Below are 19,411 nucleotides of genomic sequence, written 5' to 3'. Positions count from 1 at the left end.
AACGGCCCCACGTTCGGACGGCGTGCATAGGAGCAGCATATGGCCGGTGGACGCCTTACCACTCACGTTCTCGACACGATGGCGGGCAAGCCGGCGCGCGGTATGCGCTTGGAACTGCACTTCGTGCATGGCGACCACACGCATCACCTGGGCGACAGCTATACCAATGCCGACGGACGGGTGGATCAGCCGCTGCTGGCGGGTGACCAGTTTCAGCAGGGCGAGTTCGAAATCCGCTTCCATGTCGGACAGTATTTTGAGCGCATCGGGGTCGAGATTGAGACGCCGTTCCTCGATGTGGTGCCGATCCGTTTTACGATTTCGGAGGACAAGCACTATCACGTGCCGCTGCTGGTGAGCCCTTTCGCCTACTCCACCTATCGGGGGAGCTGAGCCATGGTTGAGGTTGCGAACGCCATTCGGTTCCTCCTCAATGGCGAAGAGATTTCCCTAACCGATGTCGCGCCTGATCTGACGCTGCTCGATTGGCTACGGCTAGAGCGGCGTCTGCGCGGCTCGAAGGAAGGCTGCGCCGAGGGCGACTGCGGGGCCTGCACGGTGCTCGTGGGGCGGCTCTTTGGCGACGAGATCATTTATGACTCGGTGACGGCATGTATCCGCTTCGTCGGGAGCCTCCATGGCACGCATGTCGTGACCATCGAGCATTTGCGCGGCGAGAATGGCGCGCTGCATCCGGTGCAGCAGGCCATGGTCGATCACCATGGGTCGCAGTGCGGGTTCTGCACGCCGGGCTTTGTCATGAGCCTTTATGGGCTGTGGATGCGCAATCCCAGTCCGACGCGGCCGGCGATCGAGAAGGCGTTGCAGGGGAACCTTTGCCGCTGCACCGGTTATGCGCCGATCATTCGGGCGGGCGGGTCCATGGGGACTTATGGCCAGCCGCAAGGTGATGTGCTCTGGGCCGAACGCATTGCCGTGAAGGAAAAGATCAAGGCGTTCAACGATGGGCGGCGGGTTGTCATCGGAGATGGTGACAAGCAGATCATCGTTCCGGCGAACCTGGATGATTTCGCTGCCGTTTATGAAGCCAATCCGAATGCGCGGATTGTTGCCGGCTCGACCGATGTCGGGCTGTGGGTGACGAAATTCATGCGCAATATCGGGCCGGCGATCTTTATCGGTCATCTGCAGGAACTGAAGCGCATTGCCGAGAATGCTAGCGAAGTTCGGTTCTATGCCGGGGTTTCCTATTCGGAAGCGCTGCCGGTTATTCAAGCGAATTTTCCGCAGCTGGGTGAGCTCTGGAACCGCATTGCCGGTGAGCAGATCCGCAATATGGGGACAATTGGCGGGAACATCGCCAATGGTTCGCCTATTGGCGACACGCCGCCGCCGTTTATCGCGCTGGGGGCAAAGCTGCATCTGCGGCGGGGCGAGCATCGGCGCGAGATCAAGCTGGAGGATTATTTCGTCGCTTATGGCAAGCAGGACCGGCAGCCGGGCGAGTTTGTCGAGAGCGTGACGCTGCCGCTGCTGCCGGCTGGCGAGAAGTTTGCGACCTACAAGATTTCCAAGCGCCGCGAGGAAGACATTTCGGCGCTGTGTGGGGCGTTCCGGGTGTTCGTCAATGATGCCGGTGTGGTCGGCATGGCGCGGATTGCCTTTGGTGGCATGGCGGCGACGCCGAAGCGGGCCAAGGCAGTCGAGGCGGCGCTGGTGGGCAAGCCGTGGACAATGGAGACGGTGGAGGCGGCGCTGCCGGCCTTTGCTGGGGATTATCAGCCGATCAGCGATATGCGTGCCTCGGCGAAATATCGGCTTCTTACTGCGCAGAACCTGCTCAAGCGGTTTTTCCTCGAGACGTCGGGGCAGGGTGAGCGGCTCAAGAGGGAGGTGGCGTGATGAACAAGCATCAGGCTCCCATCAATCTGGCGGTGCTGCATACCAATACGCGGCACGATAGCGGCCCCAAGCATGTGACGGGTACGGCCGAATATATCGACGATATGGCCGAGCCGGTGGGCACAATGCACGCCTATCTGGGGCTCTCGACCAAGCCGCATGCCGAGATCGTCGGCATGGATTTTTCGGAGGTGCTGAAGGCGCCGGGGGTCATTGGGGTGCTGACCAATGACGACGTGCCGGGGGAGCTGGATATCAGTTCGGCGCATGTGCATGACGAGCCGCTGTTCGCGCAGGGTGTCACCCATTTTTGGGGGCAGCCGCTGTTTGCCGTGGTCGCCGAAACGCGCGATCAGGCGCGGCGAGCGGCGCATCTGGCGAAGATCGAATACAAGGACCTTTCCTATTTCACCGATGTGCGCTCGGCCCAGGCGGCTGGCGGCAAGCTGGTGACGCCGCCGCTGAAACTGGAGCGAGGCGATGTGAAGGCTGGTTTGGCGGGAGCGCCGCGGCGGGCCAAGGGTGCGATCGCCATTGGCGGGCAGGACCACTTTTATCTTGAGGGGCAGATCGCGCTGGCGATCCCCGGCGAGGACGAGGACGTTGTCGTCAATTCCTCGACCCAGCACCCAACCGAGGTGCAGTTGATTGTCGCGCATGCGCTGGGCATTCGGCAGAATGCGGTGACTGTGAATGTGCGCCGCATGGGTGGTGGGTTTGGCGGAAAGGAAACGCAGGGCAATCTCTTTGCCGTGGTGGCGGCGCTGGCGGCCAAGAAGTGGAATCGGGCCTGCAAGATCAGGCCGGATCGCGACGACGACATGAGCGCGACGGGCAAGCGGCACGATTTTGTGGTCGATTATGATGTCGGCTATGACGAGACCGGCAAAATCCATGCGGTGGATGCTGTCTACGCGGCGCGGGGCGGGTTTTCGGCTGACCTTTCAGGGCCGGTGACGGATCGTGCGCTGTTCCACTGCGATAATGCCTATTGGTATCCCAATGTGCGGGCACGGTCGGAGCCGCTTTACACCAATACCGTGTCCAATACGGCCTTCCGAGGTTTTGGTGGGCCGCAGGGCATGGTGGGGGCGGAACGCTGGATCGAGGATATTGCCTATGCACTGGGCAAGGACCCGCTCGATATCCGCAGGGCCAATTTTTATGGCACCGATACCGACAATGTGACGCCGTATCATCAGGTGGTGGAGGACAATATCATTCACCGGGTGGTGGATGAGCTGGAGGCCTCGTCGGATTATCAGGCGCGGCGCAAGGCGATTGTTGAGTTCAACAAAACCAGTGCGGTGCTCAAGAAGGGGATTTCGCTGACGCCGGTGAAATTCGGCATCTCCTTCACGGCGACCTGGTACAATCAGGCAGGCGCACTGGTGCATGTCTACAAGGACGGGTCGATCCATCTTTCCCATGGCGGCACCGAGATGGGGCAGGGGCTCTATATCAAGGTGGCGCAGGTGGTGGCCGATGCGTTCGGGGTGAACCTCGACACGGTCAAGATCATGGCGACGTCCACGGGCAAGGTGCCGAATACGTCGGCTACGGCCGCGTCGTCGGGCTCCGATCTCAATGGCATGGCGGCGTATGACGCCTGCCGGCAGATCAAGGAGCGGCTGGTGGCTCATGCGGCCAAGCTCCATCAGGTCGAAGAAAGCGCCTGCGAGTGGGTGCAGGGCGGTATTCAGGCGGGGCCGAAGTTTGTTGGTTTCGCTGAACTGGCGGCCTCGGCCTATATGAACCGGGTGCAGCTTTCCGCGGCTGGCTTTTACAAGACGCCGAAGATTCACTGGAACCGCGCTACGGGGCAGGGGCATCCGTTCTACTACTTTGCCTATGGCGCTTCGGTGAGCGAGGTGACCATCGATACGCTGACGGGCGAGTACACCGTTGATCGCGTGGATATTCTGCATGACGTGGGTAAATCGCTGAACCCGGCTATCGATCTGGGCCAGGTTGAAGGCGCCTTTGTGCAGGGCATGGGGTGGCTGACGACGGAAGAGCTGGTCTGGGATGCCAAGGGGCAACTGCGGACGCATGCGCCGTCGACCTACAAGATCCCGCTCGCGAGCGATGTGCCGCCGGTTTTCAATGTGAAACTGGCGGAGTGGTCGGTGAACAGGGAGCCGACGATCGGGCGGTCGAAGGCGGTGGGTGAGCCGCCGTTCATGCTGGCGATGAGTGTGCCTGAGGCACTGGGCATGGCGGTGGCGAGTGTGGCGGATTATCGGATCGCGCCGCAGCTGGATATGCCGGTGACGCCGGAGCGGGTGCTTATGGGTGTCGAGCGGCTGAAGAAGGAGGCGAGGGGGTGAAGCTGGCGCGCGTGGCCCCACCCACTCCCAGCCTCCCCCATCTAGGGGGAGGTGCCGCATCGAGTTTTTGGCGTCGTCTCCGTCCAACTTCGAAATTGTCACCGCGTGATTCGCGCGATCTCCTTTGGCGCCGTGAGATTCCCGCTTTCGCGGGAATGACGCGGCGGATGGTGGGAAGGATGTTGGCAAAATGACCACCTCCGCCACTCTCGAAACCTTCCTTGCCGCCAACTCCGATGTCATTGCCTGCGAACTCACCTCCGTTCGCGGCTCCTCGCCGCGCGAGGAGGGCACGTTTATGCTTGTGGCGCTGGGGGCTATTTTCGGGACCATTGGGGGTGGGGCGCTCGAATATATGGTCATCGACCACGCGCGGCGGTTGATTGCCGAGGGGCGCGCAGAAGAGGCCATGGATGTGCCGCTGGGGCCGGAGATCGGGCAATGTTGCGGCGGGCGGGTGAAGGTCGAGCTGCGCTATGCGGACGCCGTCATTCGCCGGGACTATGCCGCGCGGCTTGAGGTCGAGATTGCTTCGACGCCGCAGGTTTATGTGTTTGGCGCGGGACATGTGGGGCGGGTCTTGGCCCAGATGCTGGCGCTGCTGCCGGTGCGCATGGAAGTCATCGATACGCGGCAGGATGAGCTGGATCAACTGCCGCCGGGAATTGCGCATCGGCGTGTTGCCATGCCGGAGGCCGTGGTGCGGTCGGCGCCGAAGGGCAGTGCCTTTGTGATCATGACGCATGATCACGCGCTCGATTTCCTGATTGCGGCCGAGGCGCTGAACCGGCTCGACAGCCCCTATGTCGGCATGGTTGGCTCGAAGACGAAGCGCGCCAAGTTTGCGAGCTGGTTCGTGGAGCAGGGGGGTGACAAGGCGCTTTTGCAGCGGCTGGTGTTACCTATTGGGGCGCAAGGGCTTGGGGATAAACGACCATCGGTTATTGCAGTACTAGCCGCGGCTGAAGTTATGGTCCAGATTGGGGGACGGGAAGCATCGAACGGGCGCACGCCCACCCCCGGGAAACAGGGGGTGGCGAGTGGATTTTGATATGCCCAATCGGCTCGAACTGACCGGCATTACCAAGCAATTCCCCGGCGTTCTGGCCAATGACCATGTGTCATTTGCGGTAAAACCCGGCGAAATCCACGCGCTCCTCGGCGAAAACGGCGCCGGAAAATCCACCCTCGTCAAAATGATCTACGGCATCATGCAGCCTGATGCCGGCGAAATCCGCTGGAATGGCGAGCCTGTCGTGGTGGCCAATCCCAAGGCGGCGCGAAAACTCGGCATCGGCATGGTGTTCCAGCATTTCTCGCTGTTTGAAGCGCTGACGGTGCTTGAGAACATCGCGCTGGGCATGGATGCGAAAATCCCGTCGCGCGAGCTTGAAAGCCGTATTCGCGAAGTCATGGAGACTTATGGCCTAGCGCTCGATCCACATCGGACCGTGGCGACGCTATCGGTCGGCGAGCGGCAGCGCATCGAGATCGTGCGTGCCTTGTTGCTCAATCCGCAGCTGCTGATCATGGATGAGCCGACTTCGGTGCTGACGCCGCAGGAAGTGGAGCAGCTTTTCACGGTCCTGCGCAAGCTCGCGGCCGAAGGCTGTTCGATCCTCTACATCTCGCACAAGCTGCATGAAATCAAAGCCTTGTGCGATACGGCGACCATTCTGCGCGGGGGCAAGCTGGTCGATACCTGCGATCCTAAGCAGGAGACGAGCCGCTCCATGGCCGAGAAGATGATCGGCACGGGGCTGAAGGATATCGTGAAGGCCGAGGGCCGGACGTTTGGGCCGCCCAAGCTGGTGGTGAACAAGCTTTCGACTCTCAAGACCGGGCACTTCGATGTGGCCGTCGACAATGTCAGCTTTACCGTGCGGGCCGGTGAAATCCTCGGTGTCGCGGGTGTCGCCGGCAACGGCCAGAATGCATTGCTTGATGCGCTCTCGGGCGAACTTATCGGCGATGACCGCGAGGCAATCACTATCGATGGGTTTGGCATTGGCCTGATGAACACGACCGAGCGGCGCCGTAGGGGGCTTTGCGCGGTGCCGGAAGAGCGCAATGGCCACGCTGCGGTGGGCGATTTTTCGCTCTCGGACAATTCGGTGCTGACAGCGCGCGACCGGCTCGGCATGGTGGTGCTGGGGCTGATCAATTCGGGTGCGGCCAAGACCTATACGGGCAAGGTGATTGCCGATTTTGCCGTCAAGGCGCTGGGGCCGGCTTCGACGGCGGGTTCGCTTTCAGGCGGGAACCTCCAGAAATACATTATGGGCCGCGAAATCCTGCAGAAGCCGACTGTGCTTGTGGTGAGCCAGCCGACCTGGGGTGTTGATGCAGGCGCTGCAGCGGCTATTCATCAGGCGCTGGTTGATCTGGCGGCAGCGGGTTCGGCCATAGTCGTCATCAGCCAGGACCTCGACGAGCTGCGCGCGCTTTGCGATACGCTGGCGGTCATCAATATGGGGCGCCTCAGCGCGGCCCGGCCGGTGAAGGAATTCAGCGTGGAAGAAATTGGGCTGCTGATGGGCGGCGTACACGGTTCGATGGAGACCGCATGATGCGCTTCCGGCTTGAAAAGCGTCCAGAACCCTCCAAGCTGATGCTCTATGGCACCCCGGTCGCGGCCGTTGTGCTGACCATGATCCTGGGATGCCTGCTGTTTTCGGCCATTGGCTACAACGGCCTCCGGGCTGTGCAGGAAATCTTCTTCACGCCCCTGACCAATCCCTACAAGTGGCAGGACCTTGGGATCAAGGCGGCACCGCTGATCATTATCGGCACGGGCCTGTCGGTCGCCTATCGCGCTAATGTCTGGAATATCGGCGCCGAGGGGCAGTACATCATCGGCGCCCTGGCGGCGACCAGCATTGCGCTTCTTACCTGGGGCATGTCGGGCTGGTGGATCCTGCCGCTCATGGCTATCGCCGGTATGCTGGGCGGCATGGCCTATGCCTCCATTCCGGCCTTTCTCAAGACCCGGCTCAACGTCAACGAAATCCTGACCAGCCTGATGCTGACCTATGCGTCGGTGCAGCTGATCTACTACCTCATCCGCGGTCCGTGGAAGGATCCGATGGGTATCGGCTTTCCGCAATCGCGCCTCTTCTCCGAGGCAGCGCGCCTGCCCAACATCATTCCCGGCACCATTGTGCATCTGGGTGTGCCGATTGCCGTGATCGTGGCGCTGATTGCCTGGTTCGTGATGAGCAAGACGGTGTTCGGCTATCGCATGCGCGTGGTTGGTGCGGCGCCGCATGCGGCGCGCTATGGCGGCTTTTCCGAGAACAAGACGATCTGGCTGGCCATGCTGGTCAGCGGTGGGCTCGCAGGTCTTGCGGGTATGCTGGAAGTGGCGGGACCGTTCCAGCGCATGGTGCCCGGCTTTCCGACCAATTACGGCTTCACGGCAATTATCGTGGCCTTCCTCGGACGGCTTAACCCGCTGGGCGTGATTGTTGCTGGTGTGGTGCTCGCCATCACTTTCGTCGGCGGGCAGGTGGCGCAGACCACTATTGGCCTCCCCGACGAAGCCACCGGCATTTTCCAGGCGATGATGCTCTTCCTGCTGCTCGCCGGCGATATTCTGGTGCGCTATCGCATCCGCCGCATCAGCCCTGAAGCCAGCGCGGGAGCCGCATGATGGACCTGACGATCGCAATTCTCGTGACCGTTGTCGGCGCCTCGACCCCCATCCTGATTGCAGCGCTGGGCGAACTGGTTGTCGAACGCTCGGGCGTGCTCAATCTCGGCGTCGAGGGCATGATGCTGCTCGGTGCGATTGCAGGCTTCGTGGTGCAGTTCCATACCGGCAATCACTACCTCGCGCTGCTGTGCGGTGCGGCGGCCGGCATGGCGGCGTCGCTGATTTTTGGCTTTTTGACACTGTCGCTGTCGGCCAACCAAACGGCGACCGGCCTGGCGCTCACGATCTTCGGTACCGGCTTTTCGGCGCTGGCTGGCGCGTCCTATTCGGCACGGCCGGTGGCGTTGATGTCGCCGATTTTCCCAGATCTCGCCACGCATCCTGTTCTGCGCGTGCTTTTCGGCTATTCGTTTCCGGCCTATTTCGCGCTTTTCATGGTCTTTGCCATCTGGTTCTTCCTCAAGAAGACCCGCGCGGGGCTGATCCTGCGTGCTGTGGGTGAGAATGACCTGTCGGCGCATTCGATCGGTTATTCGGTGATCCAGGTGCGCTATTTTGCCGTGATGTTCGGCGGTGCCATGGCTGGCGTCGCCGGGGCCTGCTTCCCGTTGACACTCACGCCCCAATGGGCCGAGGGCATGACGGCGGGGCGCGGCTGGATCGCCGTGGCGCTTGTGGTCTTTGCCTCGTGGCGGCCGTTCCGCCTGCTTGGCGGCGCCTATCTCTTTGGTCTCGTGATGACCATGGAGCTTTATGCCAAGGCTGGCGGCGGCCCGCTTTCGGCCATTCCGTCCGAACTTTGGGCGGCCTTGCCCTATATCGCCACTATCGCCGTGCTGGTGCTGATTTCGCTCCGGCGCGATGCTTCTACCAATGCTCCGGCCTGCCTCGGCAAGCCGTTCATGCCCAGCAATTGAGGCGGCGTCCAATGACCGCCTCATGCAATCGGAACGTCAGTCAGGAGAAACAAATATGACTCTATCCCGTCGTGGATTTATCAAGGTCGGCGGCGCTGCCATGACCTTGCCGCTGCTTGGCGGCACCGCTTTCGGCCAGGCCGAAAAGCTCAAGATCGGCTTCATCTATGTCGGTTCGATCAACGACAACGGCTACAACTATGCCCACAATCAGGGCCGCCTCTACGTCGAGGAAAACCTTGGCGACGCGGTTGAGACCATGTTCGTCGAAAACGTGCCGGAAGGTCCGGACTGCGAACGCGTCGTGCGCGAACTGGCCCAGCAGGGCTGCAAGCTGATCTTCGCAACGAGCTTCGGTTTCGGTGACTCGGTGATCAAGGTCGCGCCGGAATTCCCGGATGTCGCCTTCGAGCACGCCACCGGCTACATGAAGGCCGACAATGTGGGCCTCTACAATGCCCGCTTCTACGAAGGCCGCGCCGTTTGCGGCGTGATTGCCGGTCACATGTCCAAGACCGCCAAGGCTGGCTACATCGGCTCCTTCCCGATCCCGGAAGTGGTGATGGGCATCAACTCCTTCGTGCTCGCAGCGCGCCAAGTGAACCCCGAATTCACGATCACTCCGGTCTACATCTCGACCTGGAACGACCCGGCCAAGGAAGCTGACGCTGCCCGCGCCATGATCGACCAGGGCATCGATATCGTTGCCCAGCACACCGACGGTCCGGCCGCCCTTCAGGTTGCCGCCGAACGCGGCATCGTGGGTGGTTTCGGCCAGGGTGCCGACATGAGCGCCTTTGCTCCCGATACCCAGCTCACCGCCATCATCGACCACTGGGGCCCGCACTACCTGGCTTCGGCCAAGGCCGTGATCGAAGGTACCTGGGTTCCGGGCGATACCTGGGAAGGTCTCAAGGAAGACGTGGTCCAGATGGGCCCGTACAATGCGAAGGTTCCGGCCGATGTCGTTACCGCGGCTGAAGCCATGCGCACCGGCCAGATCGATGGTTCGGTCCACATCTTCACCGGCCCGATCAAGGATCACACCGGCACCGAGCGCGTTGCCGCTGGCGTGACCATGACCGATGCCGAACTCCTCAGCATGGATTGGTATGTCGAAGGCGTCATTCCGCCCGCCTGATTGCGGCTGGAATTCTGACATTTGGGGGCGGGCTCACGCCCGCCCCTTTTTCACGACTGAAGAGGACGGGGCGATGGGCGATCTGGCAATTTTCTACGAGTGGCTGATGTTCGCGGTGCGCTGGTTGCACGTGATCACGGCTATCGCCTGGATCGGTTCTTCGTTCTATTTCATTGCGCTCGACCTTGGGCTGCGCAAGACGCCGAGCCTGCCGTCGCTCGCCCATGGCGAGGAATGGCAGGTGCATGGCGGCGGGTTTTATCACATCAACAAATATCTGGTGGCGCCGGAATTTCTTCCGGAGCACCTGACCTGGTTCAAATGGGAAAGCTATTGGACCTGGATGAGCGGCGCGATGCTGCTGGCGCTGATCTATTATGTTGGCGCCGATCTCTATCTCGTTGATCGCAATGTGCTCGACATTCCGAGCTGGGGTGCGATCCTGCTTTCGATCGGGTCGATCGTGCTGGGCTGGGTGCTTTATGATGCGCTCTGCAAGTCGCCTATTGGGCAATCGACGACCGGGCTGATGCTGGTGTTGTTCGCTATCCTGGTGGCGGCGAGCTGGGGCTATACGCAGCTTTTCACCGGGCGCGCGGCCATGCTGCATATGGGCGCGTTTACCGCGACCATCATGGCGGCGAACGTGGCCATGATCATCATACCCAACCAGAAGATCGTGGTGGGCGATCTCAAGGCGGGCAAGGTGCCCGACGCCAAATATGGCAAGATCGCCAAGCAGCGCTCGCTGCATAACAACTACCTGACGCTGCCCGTCATTTTCTTCATGCTCTCGTCCCACTATCCGCTGGCCTTTGCCACGCAGTGGAACTGGATCATTGCCTCACTGATCTTCCTCGTTGGCGTGGTCATCCGGCACTATTTCAACACGCGCCATGCAAGGAAGGGCAATCCGCACTGGACCTGGGGCGTGGCGGTTATCCTGTTTCTGGTGATCGCATGGCTATCGACTGCGCCGAAGCTGCCGGGTCTTGATACCGAGACACTGGCCAGCGCGACGGGCGAGCGGTTTATGGCGACGGAGCACTTTGCGTCGGCGAGCCTGACCGTGCAGACGCGTTGCGCCATGTGCCATACGGCGGAGCCGGCTTGGCCAGGTGTGTTCGAGGCGCCGAAGAATGTCATTCTCGACAATGATGTGGCCATCGCCAACCATGCCAAGGATATTGCCATGCAGGCGGGCTATGCCCATGCCATGCCGCCGGGCAATGTCACCGAAATGACGGCGGACGAGCGGGCGCTGCTGGTCGAGTGGTTCCGCGAGGGTTCGCGCTCATGAGCCGGACCATTCTTCGTGGTCGCGTGTTGAGTTTTTCGCGCGCGCCCGAAAGCATCGAGGATAGCGAAAGCTATCTGTACCTAGAGGATGGCGCGGTCAGCATCGAGGATGGCGTCATCGTCGCCGTCGGTGATTTCGCCGTGGCGGATAGAACTGGTGCCGTGGTCATCGACCATCGGCCGAACCTGATCATGGCCGGCTTCATCGATATGCACCTGCACTATGTGCAGAGCCAGATGATGGCCTCCTATGCCGGGTCGCTGCTCGAATGGCTCAATACTTACACCTTCGTTGAAGAGCAGAAGTTTTCCCAGCAAGGACATGCCGATGCCGTGGCCGTCGATTTCTATGATGCGCTGATCCGGCATGGAACGACCACGGCTGTCGCCTATTGTTCGAGCCATCCGCGCTCTGTCGACGCCTTCTTTGCCGAGGCGCAGCGGCGCAATATGCTGATGGTCGGCGGCAAGGTGATGATGGATCGCAATGCGCCCGAAGACCTGCTGGATACGGCGCAATCGAGCTATGACGATACCAAGGCGCTGATCGCCCGCTGGCACAAAAGGGGCAGGGGGCTCTATGCCATCTCGCCCCGGTTCGCGATCACCTCGACGCCTGAGCAGATGGAAATGGCGCAGGCGCTGGTATCAGAGCATGGCGATTGCCATGTGCAGACGCATCTCAGCGAAAATGACGCCGAGATTTCCTATTCCATGGAGCTCTATCCGGATGCCCCGGACTATACGGGCATTTATGAGCACTACGGCCTGCTGACCGAACGGACGCTGCTCGGTCATTCCATTCATCTCAATCATCGAGAGACGGCGGCGATTGCCAATGCCGGGGCCGTGGCGGTGTTTTGCCCGACGTCGAACCTCTTTCTCGGTTCGGGGCTGTTTGATCGCGACCGGATGGTGAAGCACGGGGTGCGGATCGGGCTTGCGACCGATATTGGCGCGGGCACCAGTTTCTCCATGCTCAAAACCATGGATGAGGCCTTTAAGGTGCTGCAATTGCGCGGCCAGCGCTTCAATCCGCTGGCTTCGTTCCATCTCGCGACGCGCGGCAATGCCGAGGCGCTGGGGCTGGCCGGTACGATCGGCAGCGTGGCGCCGGGGCGGGCTGCGGACCTCGTCGTGCTCGATGCGCGGGCGACGCCGACCATGCGGATGCGCATGGCAACAGTCGAGACGCTGGTCGAGGAATTGTTCCTTCTGCAGACGCTTGGCGACGACCGCGCCATTGCCGAGGTCTATGTTGCTGGCGCAAGGGCGAAGTCAACTTTAGGCGGGTTGTGAGGCAGGCCGCGATGGCCTAAAGCTGTCGCCAAACTGTTATCGTTAGGACCCCCTGGCATGAGCACCTATCTGACGAAATCCGGCCTTTCCCTGCACCCTCTGCTGGTGGATTTCGTAGAAAAAGAAGCGCTCAAGGGACTCTCCATTTCCGCAGACCAGTTTTGGGACGGCTTTGCGAATCTGCTGCGTGCGCATACCGCGACCAATGCGCGGCTCCTGGCCAAGCGTGACGATCTGCAAAGCCAGATCGATGAGTGGCACCACAAATATGGTCCGGTCACCAACAACCCGCAGGGTTATGAGTTCTTCCTGAGGGAGATTGGCTATCTCGTTGCCGAGCCTGGTGATTTCACGATCGAGACGGAGAATCTCGACGCCGAGATTTCGAGCATTTGTGGGCCGCAGCTCGTTGTGCCGGTTTCCAATGCTCGCTATGCGCTGAATGCGGCCAATGCCCGCTGGGGCAGCCTCTATGATGCGCTTTATGGCACGGATGCCATTTCCCGCGACGGCGAGCTGGCGCCGGGCAAGGGCTTTAATCCGGCCCGCGGCGCAGCTGTCGTTGCGCGCGCTGCGCAGTTCCTCGATCAGAGCTTTCCGCTGGCGACCGGCAGCCATGCTGATGTTACCGGATACCATGTGGTCAAGGAGGGCGAGTCTCGCCACCTGCAGGTCAATACGGCGGCTGGCCGTACGGGGCTGCGCGATCCCTCCGCCTTTGTGGGGTATGGTGGGACCGAGGATAGTGGCGAGCTTGTGCTGCGCCACAACGGTCTGCATGCCGTGCTCGTCATTGATCCGAAGAGCCCGATTGGTTCGACACACAAGGCGGGGCTTTCCGATGTCATCGTCGAGTCGGCGCTGACGACGATCCAGGACTGCGAAGACTCGGTTGCGGCTGTCGATGCTGAAGACAAGGTTGGTGTCTATCGCAACTGGCTGGGCCTCAATAACGGCACGCTGGAAGATACGTTTGAAAAGGGCGGCCAGACCGTTACGCGCCGGCTCAAGGCCGATCGGACGTACAAGGACATCAACGGTCAGCCGCTTGTGCTCAAGGGGCGTTCGCTGCTGCTGGTGCGCAATGTCGGGCATCTGATGACGACCGATGCCGTGCTGCTCGATGGCAAGCCGGTGGGCGAGGGGCTGATGGATGCCGCCGTGACGGCGCTTTGTGCGCTGCACGACAAGGGCAACAATTCGCGGACCGGCTCGATCTACGTTGTGAAGCCCAAAATGCATGGGCCGGAAGAAGTCGCCTTTGCCTGCGCCATTTTCGCTTCGGTCGAGGGCTTCCTTGGTCTCAAGCCGAATACGATCAAGATCGGCATCATGGATGAGGAACGCCGTACCTCGGCCAACCTCAAGGCCGCGATTTATGAAGCGCGGGCCCGTGTGTTCTTCATCAATACGGGTTTCCTTGATCGTACCGGCGACGAAATCCATACGTCGATGGAAGCGGGCGCTGTGCTGCGCAAGGATGAGATCAAATCCGAGCGCTGGATTTCCTCTTATGAAGATCGCAACGTGCTGATTGGTCTCGCCTGCGGCTTCTCGGGCAAGGCGCAGATCGGCAAGGGCATGTGGGCGCGGCCGGACGATATGGCGGCGATGCTCGATGCCAAGATCGGTCACCCCAATGCCGGCGCCAATACCGCCTGGGTGCCTTCGCCGACGGCCGCGACGCTGCATGCGCTGCACTATCATCAGGTCAATGTTTTCGAGGCGCAGTCGCGCCGTCACAACCAGGCGGTGCCGGGGCTGTCGGAACTTTTCTCCATGCCGGTGCAGGCGCCCTATTCGCTGAGCCGCGAGGAAATCACGCGCGAGCTGGAAAACAATGCGCAGGGCATTCTGGGCTATGTGGTGCGCTGGGTGCAGCAGGGCGTTGGCTGTTCCAAGGTGCCCGACATCAACAATGTCGGCCTGATGGAAGACCGCGCGACCTGCCGCATCTCTTCGCAGGCGGTGGCCAACTGGCTGCGTCATGGGCTGGTCAGCCGCGACGAGGTGACGTCGACCTTCGAGCGCATGGCGGTGATTGTCGACCAGCAGAACGAAGGCGATCCGATCTATCGGCCGATGTCGGAGAATTATCAGTCGGTGGCGTTCCAGGCGGCGCTGGATCTGGCCCTCAAGGGGGCGGATCAGCCGAGTGGCTATACCGAGCCGCTTCTCCACGCCGCACGCCGCAAGGTGAAGGCGCGCGACGCGAAGTAGGTTGCAGACACAAATCCCCGCGGAAGCGGGGATTTTCGTTTGTGGGATCAGTAGTAGACGATGCGCGTGTCGTTCAGCAGGACGCGGAGAATTCGGTACGCGTAGAAGAATGCTGCAATGCCCAGTGTTACGACGATCAGCAGGAACCAGATGATCGCGTGGCCGATGGACGAGCCGAGATTGAACTGGCAGTCGAGTTTGCCGATAGCCCGGCCGCTGGCGTCGATGACCTCGGTGCGGTTGAGCACGGCCTTGTTGAAGTAATAAGGAAAAACCAGCAGGGCCAAGCCGAGCGTGACGATGGTCAGCAGAACCCAGATAATGACCTGGCCAATGGTCTCAACAAGCCCGAAGTCGCACCGGAATCTCGCCGGCGCGCTTGCGTTTCCAAACGATGACATGATTTGCCCCCAGATATAGCGGGGCAAATCTAGTTTGGCGTCATCTGGTTGGCTAGGTCAGACTTCCATGAAGGCGACGCGCGCGGCGCGGGCCATCTGTACCAAGACCATGTGCATGTCTTGCGGGACGGTGATTGGCTTTTCGAAGAAGATGCGCCTGACATCGTCGCCATCGGCGATGTCGATGCCTTCGGCGTCGATGCCGGTGAGGACCCATTTGCCCGATGGTGCCTTGGCGTAGTGGCGGGCGTAGAGGTCGACGGCCTCAAAATGGTCTTCGTTCATGTGCTCCACGGCATTGCCTTCGGCGGCCGCGAGGGCCGGGTCGCTGTTGGAGAGCAGGTCTTCTGCGGTGAGGGCAAAGGCCTTGCCGAAGCCGCCATTGAGGCTGGCCGAGCGCGGCTCCAAGCGCACGAAACGGAAATCGCCCAGTTCGGCATAGAGCTTCGCCTTGGGCTGATGGGCGAGATAGCGGGCGGCGATGCGCTGGCTATCGGGATCGTCGCGTTCGAGGATTTTGGCTTCGGCAGCGATGGAAATGCGCGGATGGGCGAGGGGATCGCCCTTGCCGGTTTCGCCGAGAAGCAGTGAGCAACGGCCATCGGCCTTGAGGGCGGGGAAGTGGGCGGCAAGGCCAGAGATCAAGAGGACCGGGGCGCCGTCGAAATCGGTAGAGACGCCGACGCGGGTGACCTGGGGAGCACCGGTTTGCGGATCGAGCGTTGCCAGCGCGCCATAGCGGGCCGAGCGGAGCAGGGTTTTTGCCTGGCGCCGGGCTTCGTCGCTGGTCGGCTGCAATACGGACTTTTCTTCCGCCATGGTCGGGCTCCCTCAAAATGCTGCAGCGGCACTAAGGGATTAAATGCTGATCGTCAATGTCAGATTAGTTCGTGGGTGGGCAGGGTGATGCCGGTGCCCTCGTGGAAAATCTCGATGTCATTGGCGAGCAGCGTCTTGGCGGTGCTGATGGGCTCGCCGGTGCCGGGATTGCGAGCGTAGCGAGGATGGGCGCCCGAGGCGATCAGGAGGCGCAAGCGGTGGCCGGCAAGGAAGCTGTGGGCTGTGGCGTGGAGGGTGAAGGTGAGCGTCCAGCTGCCGTCGGCTTCGGCTTTTGTTTCCGGCGTTACGCGGAGGAAGCCATCGCAGATATTGGTCGAGACGCCATTGGGGTCGACATCGGAGAGACGCACGAAGAAGTCGGCGTGGGGCAGGCTGGCGCGGGCGCGGAGGCGGATTTGGCACTGGCCGATGATGGTCAGCGGCTTCAGGAGCACGGGGCCGGTATAGGTGAGGACGTCCGAGCGGGCTTCGAGCGGTGCATTGTCCTGGGCGCCGGCGCCGGTAAAGGCGAAGATGGCGCCGCCTAGATTGGGCGTGGGGTCGTTTGGGTCGTAGCGATAGCTGTCGCTGCCGGCGGTGGTGGTGCCGCCTTCCAGCAATTGGCGGTCTGGGCCGATGCTCAGGTTGATCGGCGCGGGTGGGCCCGGAGGGTAGCGGTCGAACTCATGCCATTCGTCCTTCCCCGAAATGTGGATGCGAACCGGGTTCTTGCGGAGGCCAGTTGTGTCGCCGAGGAGCTTGGCGCGCATCCAGGTCAGGGTTTCGCTGAGATTGTCGCGCTGCAATTCCTCGGCGATGTGAAACCAGGTGCCGATGGTGAGGTAGGGTGTGTGCCCAAGCTCGACCAGCCGCTGGTAGTCGGCGAGGAGGGGATCGAGCATGAAGTCGTACCAGCCTGAGATGAAGTGCACCGGGGGCGTCGTTTTCGACAGGCGATGGCTGTGGTCGATCTCTTTCCAGAAGTCATCATTGCCGATGGCGTGTTCGAACCAGTGGCGCCAGAAGCCGATCTTGTGGCCTACGGCGATCTTGTCGGCTTCGATCAATGGCAGCGCGGCGGCGGCGCGGTCGGTGCGGCGCTCGATGTCGCCGGAGAACATGCGGGCGGCCGTGGCCAGCGGGCGGCTGCGCAGGCCTTCGATGACCTGCACCCAGCTTAGCCAGAGATTGAGGTGGAAGGCGCCGGAGGGGAAGACGACGGGCCGGAAGTTCGAGGTTGTCACCTTTGTGGCCATGGCGGCGACCGGGGGTAAGGCGTCGGAAATGGCCCATTGGGCATAACCGAGATAGCTGGGCCCCGTGAGGCCGATGCGGCCGTCGAACCAGGGTTGCTCCTTGATCCATTTGAGCGTGGCGAGGCCGTCGGCGCGCTCATTGGCAAAGGGGTCGAATTCGCCGCCGGAGCGCTCGGTGCCGCGGCAGGCCTGGATGACGACGTGAAAGCCGCGCTCGGCATAGGCTTCGCAAATGGCGCTGAAACCGCGCCGGCCGTAGGGCAGGCGCATCAGGATGGTCGGGTGGGGGCCATCGGCGCGGGGGGCGTAGTGGTCGGTCTTGAGGATGACGCCGTCATCCATGGTGAGGGACAGTCCGCGCGTTTTCTTCACGCCATTGAGCCGCGGCGGCAGGTCTTCGACCCAGGCGAGATAGAGCGAGGACAGGCTCATGGGTCAGCTCACAAAGTCGAATTTATCGACGTCGAAAAGGCCTCGATCGGTCATTTTCAGATGGGGGATCACGGGGAGGGCGAGGAAGGCGACCTGAAGGAAGGGTTCGGGCAGGACGCAATCGAGCGCCTTGGCGGCATCGCGCAGGTGGTGGAGGTCGTGGGCGACGTCTTCGAAGCTCTTGAGACTCATGAGGCCGGCTATGGGGAGGGCCAATTCGGCTGTGACCTTGCCGCCATCGGCCGTAACAAAGCCGCCGCCGAGTTCGACCAGGCGATTGGCGGCGACGGCCATGTCTTCGTCGGTGGCGCCGACCACGGTGATGTTGTGGCTGTCGTGGCCGACGGAGGAGGCGATGGCGCCGCGCTTGAGGCCGAAGCCGGTGACGAAGGACCGGCCGATATTGCCGTTCTTGCCGTGGCGCTCGATCACCGCGACCTTGATGACGTCGGCGTCTGTGTCCGGTTGCAGGCCGTTTTCGGTCGAGGCGAGCGTCGCTTCCTCGCGGAATGTGAGGATCAGGCCGGGTTTTACGCCGATGACTGGGACTCGGTTCTGACCGGGTTTGGGTTCGGTGATGAAGGCTTCGGCGGTGACAGGCTTTGCCTTGACCGAGGTCAGGCCGACGGGAGCGACCGTGCCGCGGGTTTCGAACAGTGCGGGGGTGACGAGACGGCCGGCGGCGATGACGTCGGAGACGCGGCAGTCCTCAAGACTGTCGACGATGGCGATGTCGGCGCGCCAGCCGGGGCCGAGGAGGCCACGATCCCGGAGGCCGAAGATACGCGCGGCAGAGTGGCTGGCGGCGCGGTAGACGTGGTGGAGGGGGCGGCCCATTGCGATAAGGCGGCGGATGGAGCTGTCGAGGTGGCCTTCCTCGGCGATGTCGAGGGGATTGCGATCGTCGGTGCAGAGGGCGACGAAGGCCGAGGTGTTTTCGTCGAGGATTTCGGCGAGGGCCTTCAAATCCTTGGAGACCGAGCCTTCGCGGATGAGGATAGCCATGCCCTTGGCCAGCTTTTCGCGGGCTTCGGCGGCGCTCGTGGCTTCGTGGTCGGTGCGGATGCCGGCGGCGAGATAGCCGTTGAGGCCTTGGCCGAGAAGGAGTGGGGCGTGGCCGTCGATGTGGCCGTCCTGGAAGGCGACGAGTTTTGCGAGAATGCCCGGATCGGCGTTAAGGACGCCCGGAAAGTTCATCATCTCTGCAAGGCCCAGCACTTTGGGGTGGCTGCGGAAGGGCAGCAGGTCTTCCACTTCAAGCTGGGCACCGGCGGTTTCGAAGGGTGTTGCGGGCACGCAGGAGGAGAGGTTGATCCGCACGTCCATGATGGTGCGCTCGGCGCTGTCGAGGAAATAGCGGATGCCCTCGGCGCCAAGCACGTTGGCGATTTCGTGTGGATCGCAAAGCACGGTCGTCACGCCGTGTGGCAGCACGCAGCGATCGAATTCCAGCGGGGTTACCAGGGAGGATTCGATGTGGAGATGGGTGTCGATAAAGCCCGGAACGGCGAAGCGACCTGTGCCGTCGATCTCGGTTTTGCCCTCGTAGCAGGCGTGCGTACCCACGATACGGTCAGCGACGACGGCGATGTCAGTGGTGGTGACGGTGCCGGTGATGACGTCGAGCATGCCCACATTGCGGATGACGAGGTCTGCCGGTTCCTTGCCCTGTCCGGCCATGATCATGCGGGTGAGGAGGGCAGGGGTGGTCATATGTGAGGACTCTGGGCTGAACATGCCGAAAGGTCGGTCGGCCGGTTCGCCGCGTCAAGCCCCCCG

General features: G+C 61.9%; 15 protein-coding genes. 11 read left to right on the top strand and 4 right to left on the bottom strand.

The window, feature by feature from the left end:
- Positions 1 to 39: 39 nt before the first annotated feature.
- The 11 genes from uraH (at position 40) to ACSQ2A_RS12890 (ending at position 14,724) form a co-directional block, all read left to right on the top strand.
- Entirely contained in the window at positions 40 to 393 is a 354-nt protein-coding gene (gene uraH / locus ACSQ2A_RS12940) for a hydroxyisourate hydrolase (protein WP_436072568.1), read from the top strand.
- 3 nt (positions 394 to 396) lie between these two features.
- Positions 397 to 1,863, top strand: a complete 1,467-nt coding sequence (xdhA, locus tag ACSQ2A_RS12935; protein WP_436072567.1) for a xanthine dehydrogenase small subunit — start codon at positions 397 to 399, stop codon at positions 1,861 to 1,863.
- Entirely contained in the window at positions 1,863 to 4,193 is a 2,331-nt protein-coding gene (gene xdhB / locus ACSQ2A_RS12930; RefSeq protein WP_436072566.1) for a xanthine dehydrogenase molybdopterin binding subunit, read from the top strand. The genes xdhA and xdhB overlap by 1 nt, the downstream gene beginning before the upstream one ends.
- Before the next feature lie 190 nt (positions 4,194 to 4,383).
- Positions 4,384 to 5,244, top strand: a complete 861-nt coding sequence (gene xdhC, locus ACSQ2A_RS12925) for a xanthine dehydrogenase accessory protein XdhC (protein ID WP_436072565.1) — start codon at positions 4,384 to 4,386, stop codon at positions 5,242 to 5,244.
- Position 5,245: 1 nt separating this feature from the next.
- On the top strand, positions 5,246 to 6,763 hold the full coding sequence (locus tag ACSQ2A_RS12920) for an ABC transporter ATP-binding protein (RefSeq protein WP_436072827.1): 1,518 nt from the start codon (positions 5,246 to 5,248) through the stop codon (positions 6,761 to 6,763).
- On the top strand, positions 6,760 to 7,845 hold the full coding sequence (locus ACSQ2A_RS12915) for an ABC transporter permease (protein WP_295409480.1): 1,086 nt from the start codon (positions 6,760 to 6,762) through the stop codon (positions 7,843 to 7,845). The genes ACSQ2A_RS12920 and ACSQ2A_RS12915 overlap by 4 nt, the downstream gene beginning before the upstream one ends.
- Positions 7,845 to 8,765, top strand: a complete 921-nt coding sequence (locus ACSQ2A_RS12910; RefSeq protein ID WP_295409477.1) for an ABC transporter permease — start codon at positions 7,845 to 7,847, stop codon at positions 8,763 to 8,765. The genes ACSQ2A_RS12915 and ACSQ2A_RS12910 overlap by 1 nt, the downstream gene beginning before the upstream one ends.
- Before the next feature lie 55 nt (positions 8,766 to 8,820).
- Complete coding sequence (locus ACSQ2A_RS12905; protein WP_436072564.1) at positions 8,821 to 9,906, top strand: BMP family ABC transporter substrate-binding protein; 1,086 nt, start codon at positions 8,821 to 8,823, stop codon at positions 9,904 to 9,906.
- Positions 9,907 to 9,979: 73 nt separating this feature from the next.
- Entirely contained in the window at positions 9,980 to 11,206 is a 1,227-nt protein-coding gene (locus ACSQ2A_RS12900; protein WP_436072563.1) for a urate hydroxylase PuuD, read from the top strand.
- Positions 11,203 to 12,504 (top strand): guanine deaminase, encoded by a 1,302-nt coding sequence (gene guaD / locus ACSQ2A_RS12895; RefSeq protein ID WP_436072562.1) that lies wholly within the window; start codon positions 11,203 to 11,205, stop codon positions 12,502 to 12,504. Before ACSQ2A_RS12900 ends, guaD begins: the two co-directional genes overlap by 4 nt.
- A gap of 57 nt (positions 12,505 to 12,561) precedes the next feature.
- Positions 12,562 to 14,724 carry a malate synthase G gene (locus tag ACSQ2A_RS12890; protein ID WP_436072561.1) on the top strand — a complete coding sequence of 721 codons (2,163 nt, stop codon included), beginning with the start codon at positions 12,562 to 12,564 and terminating at the stop codon, positions 14,722 to 14,724.
- Positions 14,725 to 14,771: 47 nt separating this feature from the next.
- Here the strand turns inward: ACSQ2A_RS12890 and ACSQ2A_RS12885 are convergent, their stop codons facing one another.
- Genes ACSQ2A_RS12885 through ade form a run of 4 tightly spaced genes read right to left on the bottom strand, consistent with a single transcriptional unit; the run spans position 14,772 to position 19,345 of the window.
- Complete coding sequence (locus ACSQ2A_RS12885; protein WP_436072560.1) at positions 14,772 to 15,125, bottom strand: DUF6693 family protein; 354 nt, start codon at positions 15,123 to 15,125, stop codon at positions 14,772 to 14,774.
- Positions 15,126 to 15,182: 57 nt separating this feature from the next.
- A complete protein-coding gene (locus tag ACSQ2A_RS12880) occupies positions 15,183 to 15,944 on the bottom strand; it encodes a HugZ family protein (RefSeq protein ID WP_436072559.1) in 762 nt (253 codons plus the stop codon).
- Between the two features lie 59 nt (positions 15,945 to 16,003).
- Positions 16,004 to 17,632 carry a CocE/NonD family hydrolase gene (locus tag ACSQ2A_RS12875; protein WP_436072558.1) on the bottom strand — a complete coding sequence of 543 codons (1,629 nt, stop codon included), beginning with the start codon at positions 17,630 to 17,632 and terminating at the stop codon, positions 16,004 to 16,006.
- Between the two features lie 3 nt (positions 17,633 to 17,635).
- Positions 17,636 to 19,345 carry an adenine deaminase gene (gene ade, locus ACSQ2A_RS12870; protein ID WP_436072557.1) on the bottom strand — a complete coding sequence of 570 codons (1,710 nt, stop codon included), beginning with the start codon at positions 19,343 to 19,345 and terminating at the stop codon, positions 17,636 to 17,638.
- Between the last annotated feature and the right edge of the window lie 66 nt (positions 19,346 to 19,411).

Origin of the sequence: Devosia sp. LjRoot3, assembly GCF_964252865.1 — a bacterium.
In the GTDB taxonomy this organism is placed as follows: Bacteria; Pseudomonadota; Alphaproteobacteria; order Rhizobiales; family Devosiaceae; genus Devosia.
Note: the sequence above shows the minus strand (reverse complement) of the source record. Positions and strands in the feature narration are given on the sequence as shown.

Coding starts and splice junctions, on each gene's coding strand:
- xdhB (WP_436072566.1), top strand. CDS start 1,863: ATGAACAAGCATCAGGCTCCCATCAATCTGGCGGTGCTGCATACCAAT.
- ACSQ2A_RS12905 (WP_436072564.1), top strand. CDS start 8,821: ATGACTCTATCCCGTCGTGGATTTATCAAGGTCGGCGGCGCTGCCATG.
- ade (WP_436072557.1), bottom strand. CDS start 19,345: ATGACCACCCCTGCCCTCCTCACCCGCATGATCATGGCCGGACAGGGC.
- xdhA (WP_436072567.1), top strand. CDS start 397: ATGGTTGAGGTTGCGAACGCCATTCGGTTCCTCCTCAATGGCGAAGAG.
- guaD (WP_436072562.1), top strand. CDS start 11,203: ATGAGCCGGACCATTCTTCGTGGTCGCGTGTTGAGTTTTTCGCGCGCG.
- uraH (WP_436072568.1), top strand. CDS start 40: ATGGCCGGTGGACGCCTTACCACTCACGTTCTCGACACGATGGCGGGC.
- ACSQ2A_RS12900 (WP_436072563.1), top strand. CDS start 9,980: ATGGGCGATCTGGCAATTTTCTACGAGTGGCTGATGTTCGCGGTGCGC.
- ACSQ2A_RS12915 (WP_295409480.1), top strand. CDS start 6,760: ATGATGCGCTTCCGGCTTGAAAAGCGTCCAGAACCCTCCAAGCTGATG.
- xdhC (WP_436072565.1), top strand. CDS start 4,384: ATGACCACCTCCGCCACTCTCGAAACCTTCCTTGCCGCCAACTCCGAT.
- ACSQ2A_RS12920 (WP_436072827.1), top strand. CDS start 5,246: ATGCCCAATCGGCTCGAACTGACCGGCATTACCAAGCAATTCCCCGGC.
- ACSQ2A_RS12875 (WP_436072558.1), bottom strand. CDS start 17,632: ATGAGCCTGTCCTCGCTCTATCTCGCCTGGGTCGAAGACCTGCCGCCG.
- ACSQ2A_RS12910 (WP_295409477.1), top strand. CDS start 7,845: ATGGACCTGACGATCGCAATTCTCGTGACCGTTGTCGGCGCCTCGACC.
- ACSQ2A_RS12880 (WP_436072559.1), bottom strand. CDS start 15,944: ATGGCGGAAGAAAAGTCCGTATTGCAGCCGACCAGCGACGAAGCCCGG.
- ACSQ2A_RS12890 (WP_436072561.1), top strand. CDS start 12,562: ATGAGCACCTATCTGACGAAATCCGGCCTTTCCCTGCACCCTCTGCTG.
- ACSQ2A_RS12885 (WP_436072560.1), bottom strand. CDS start 15,125: ATGTCATCGTTTGGAAACGCAAGCGCGCCGGCGAGATTCCGGTGCGAC.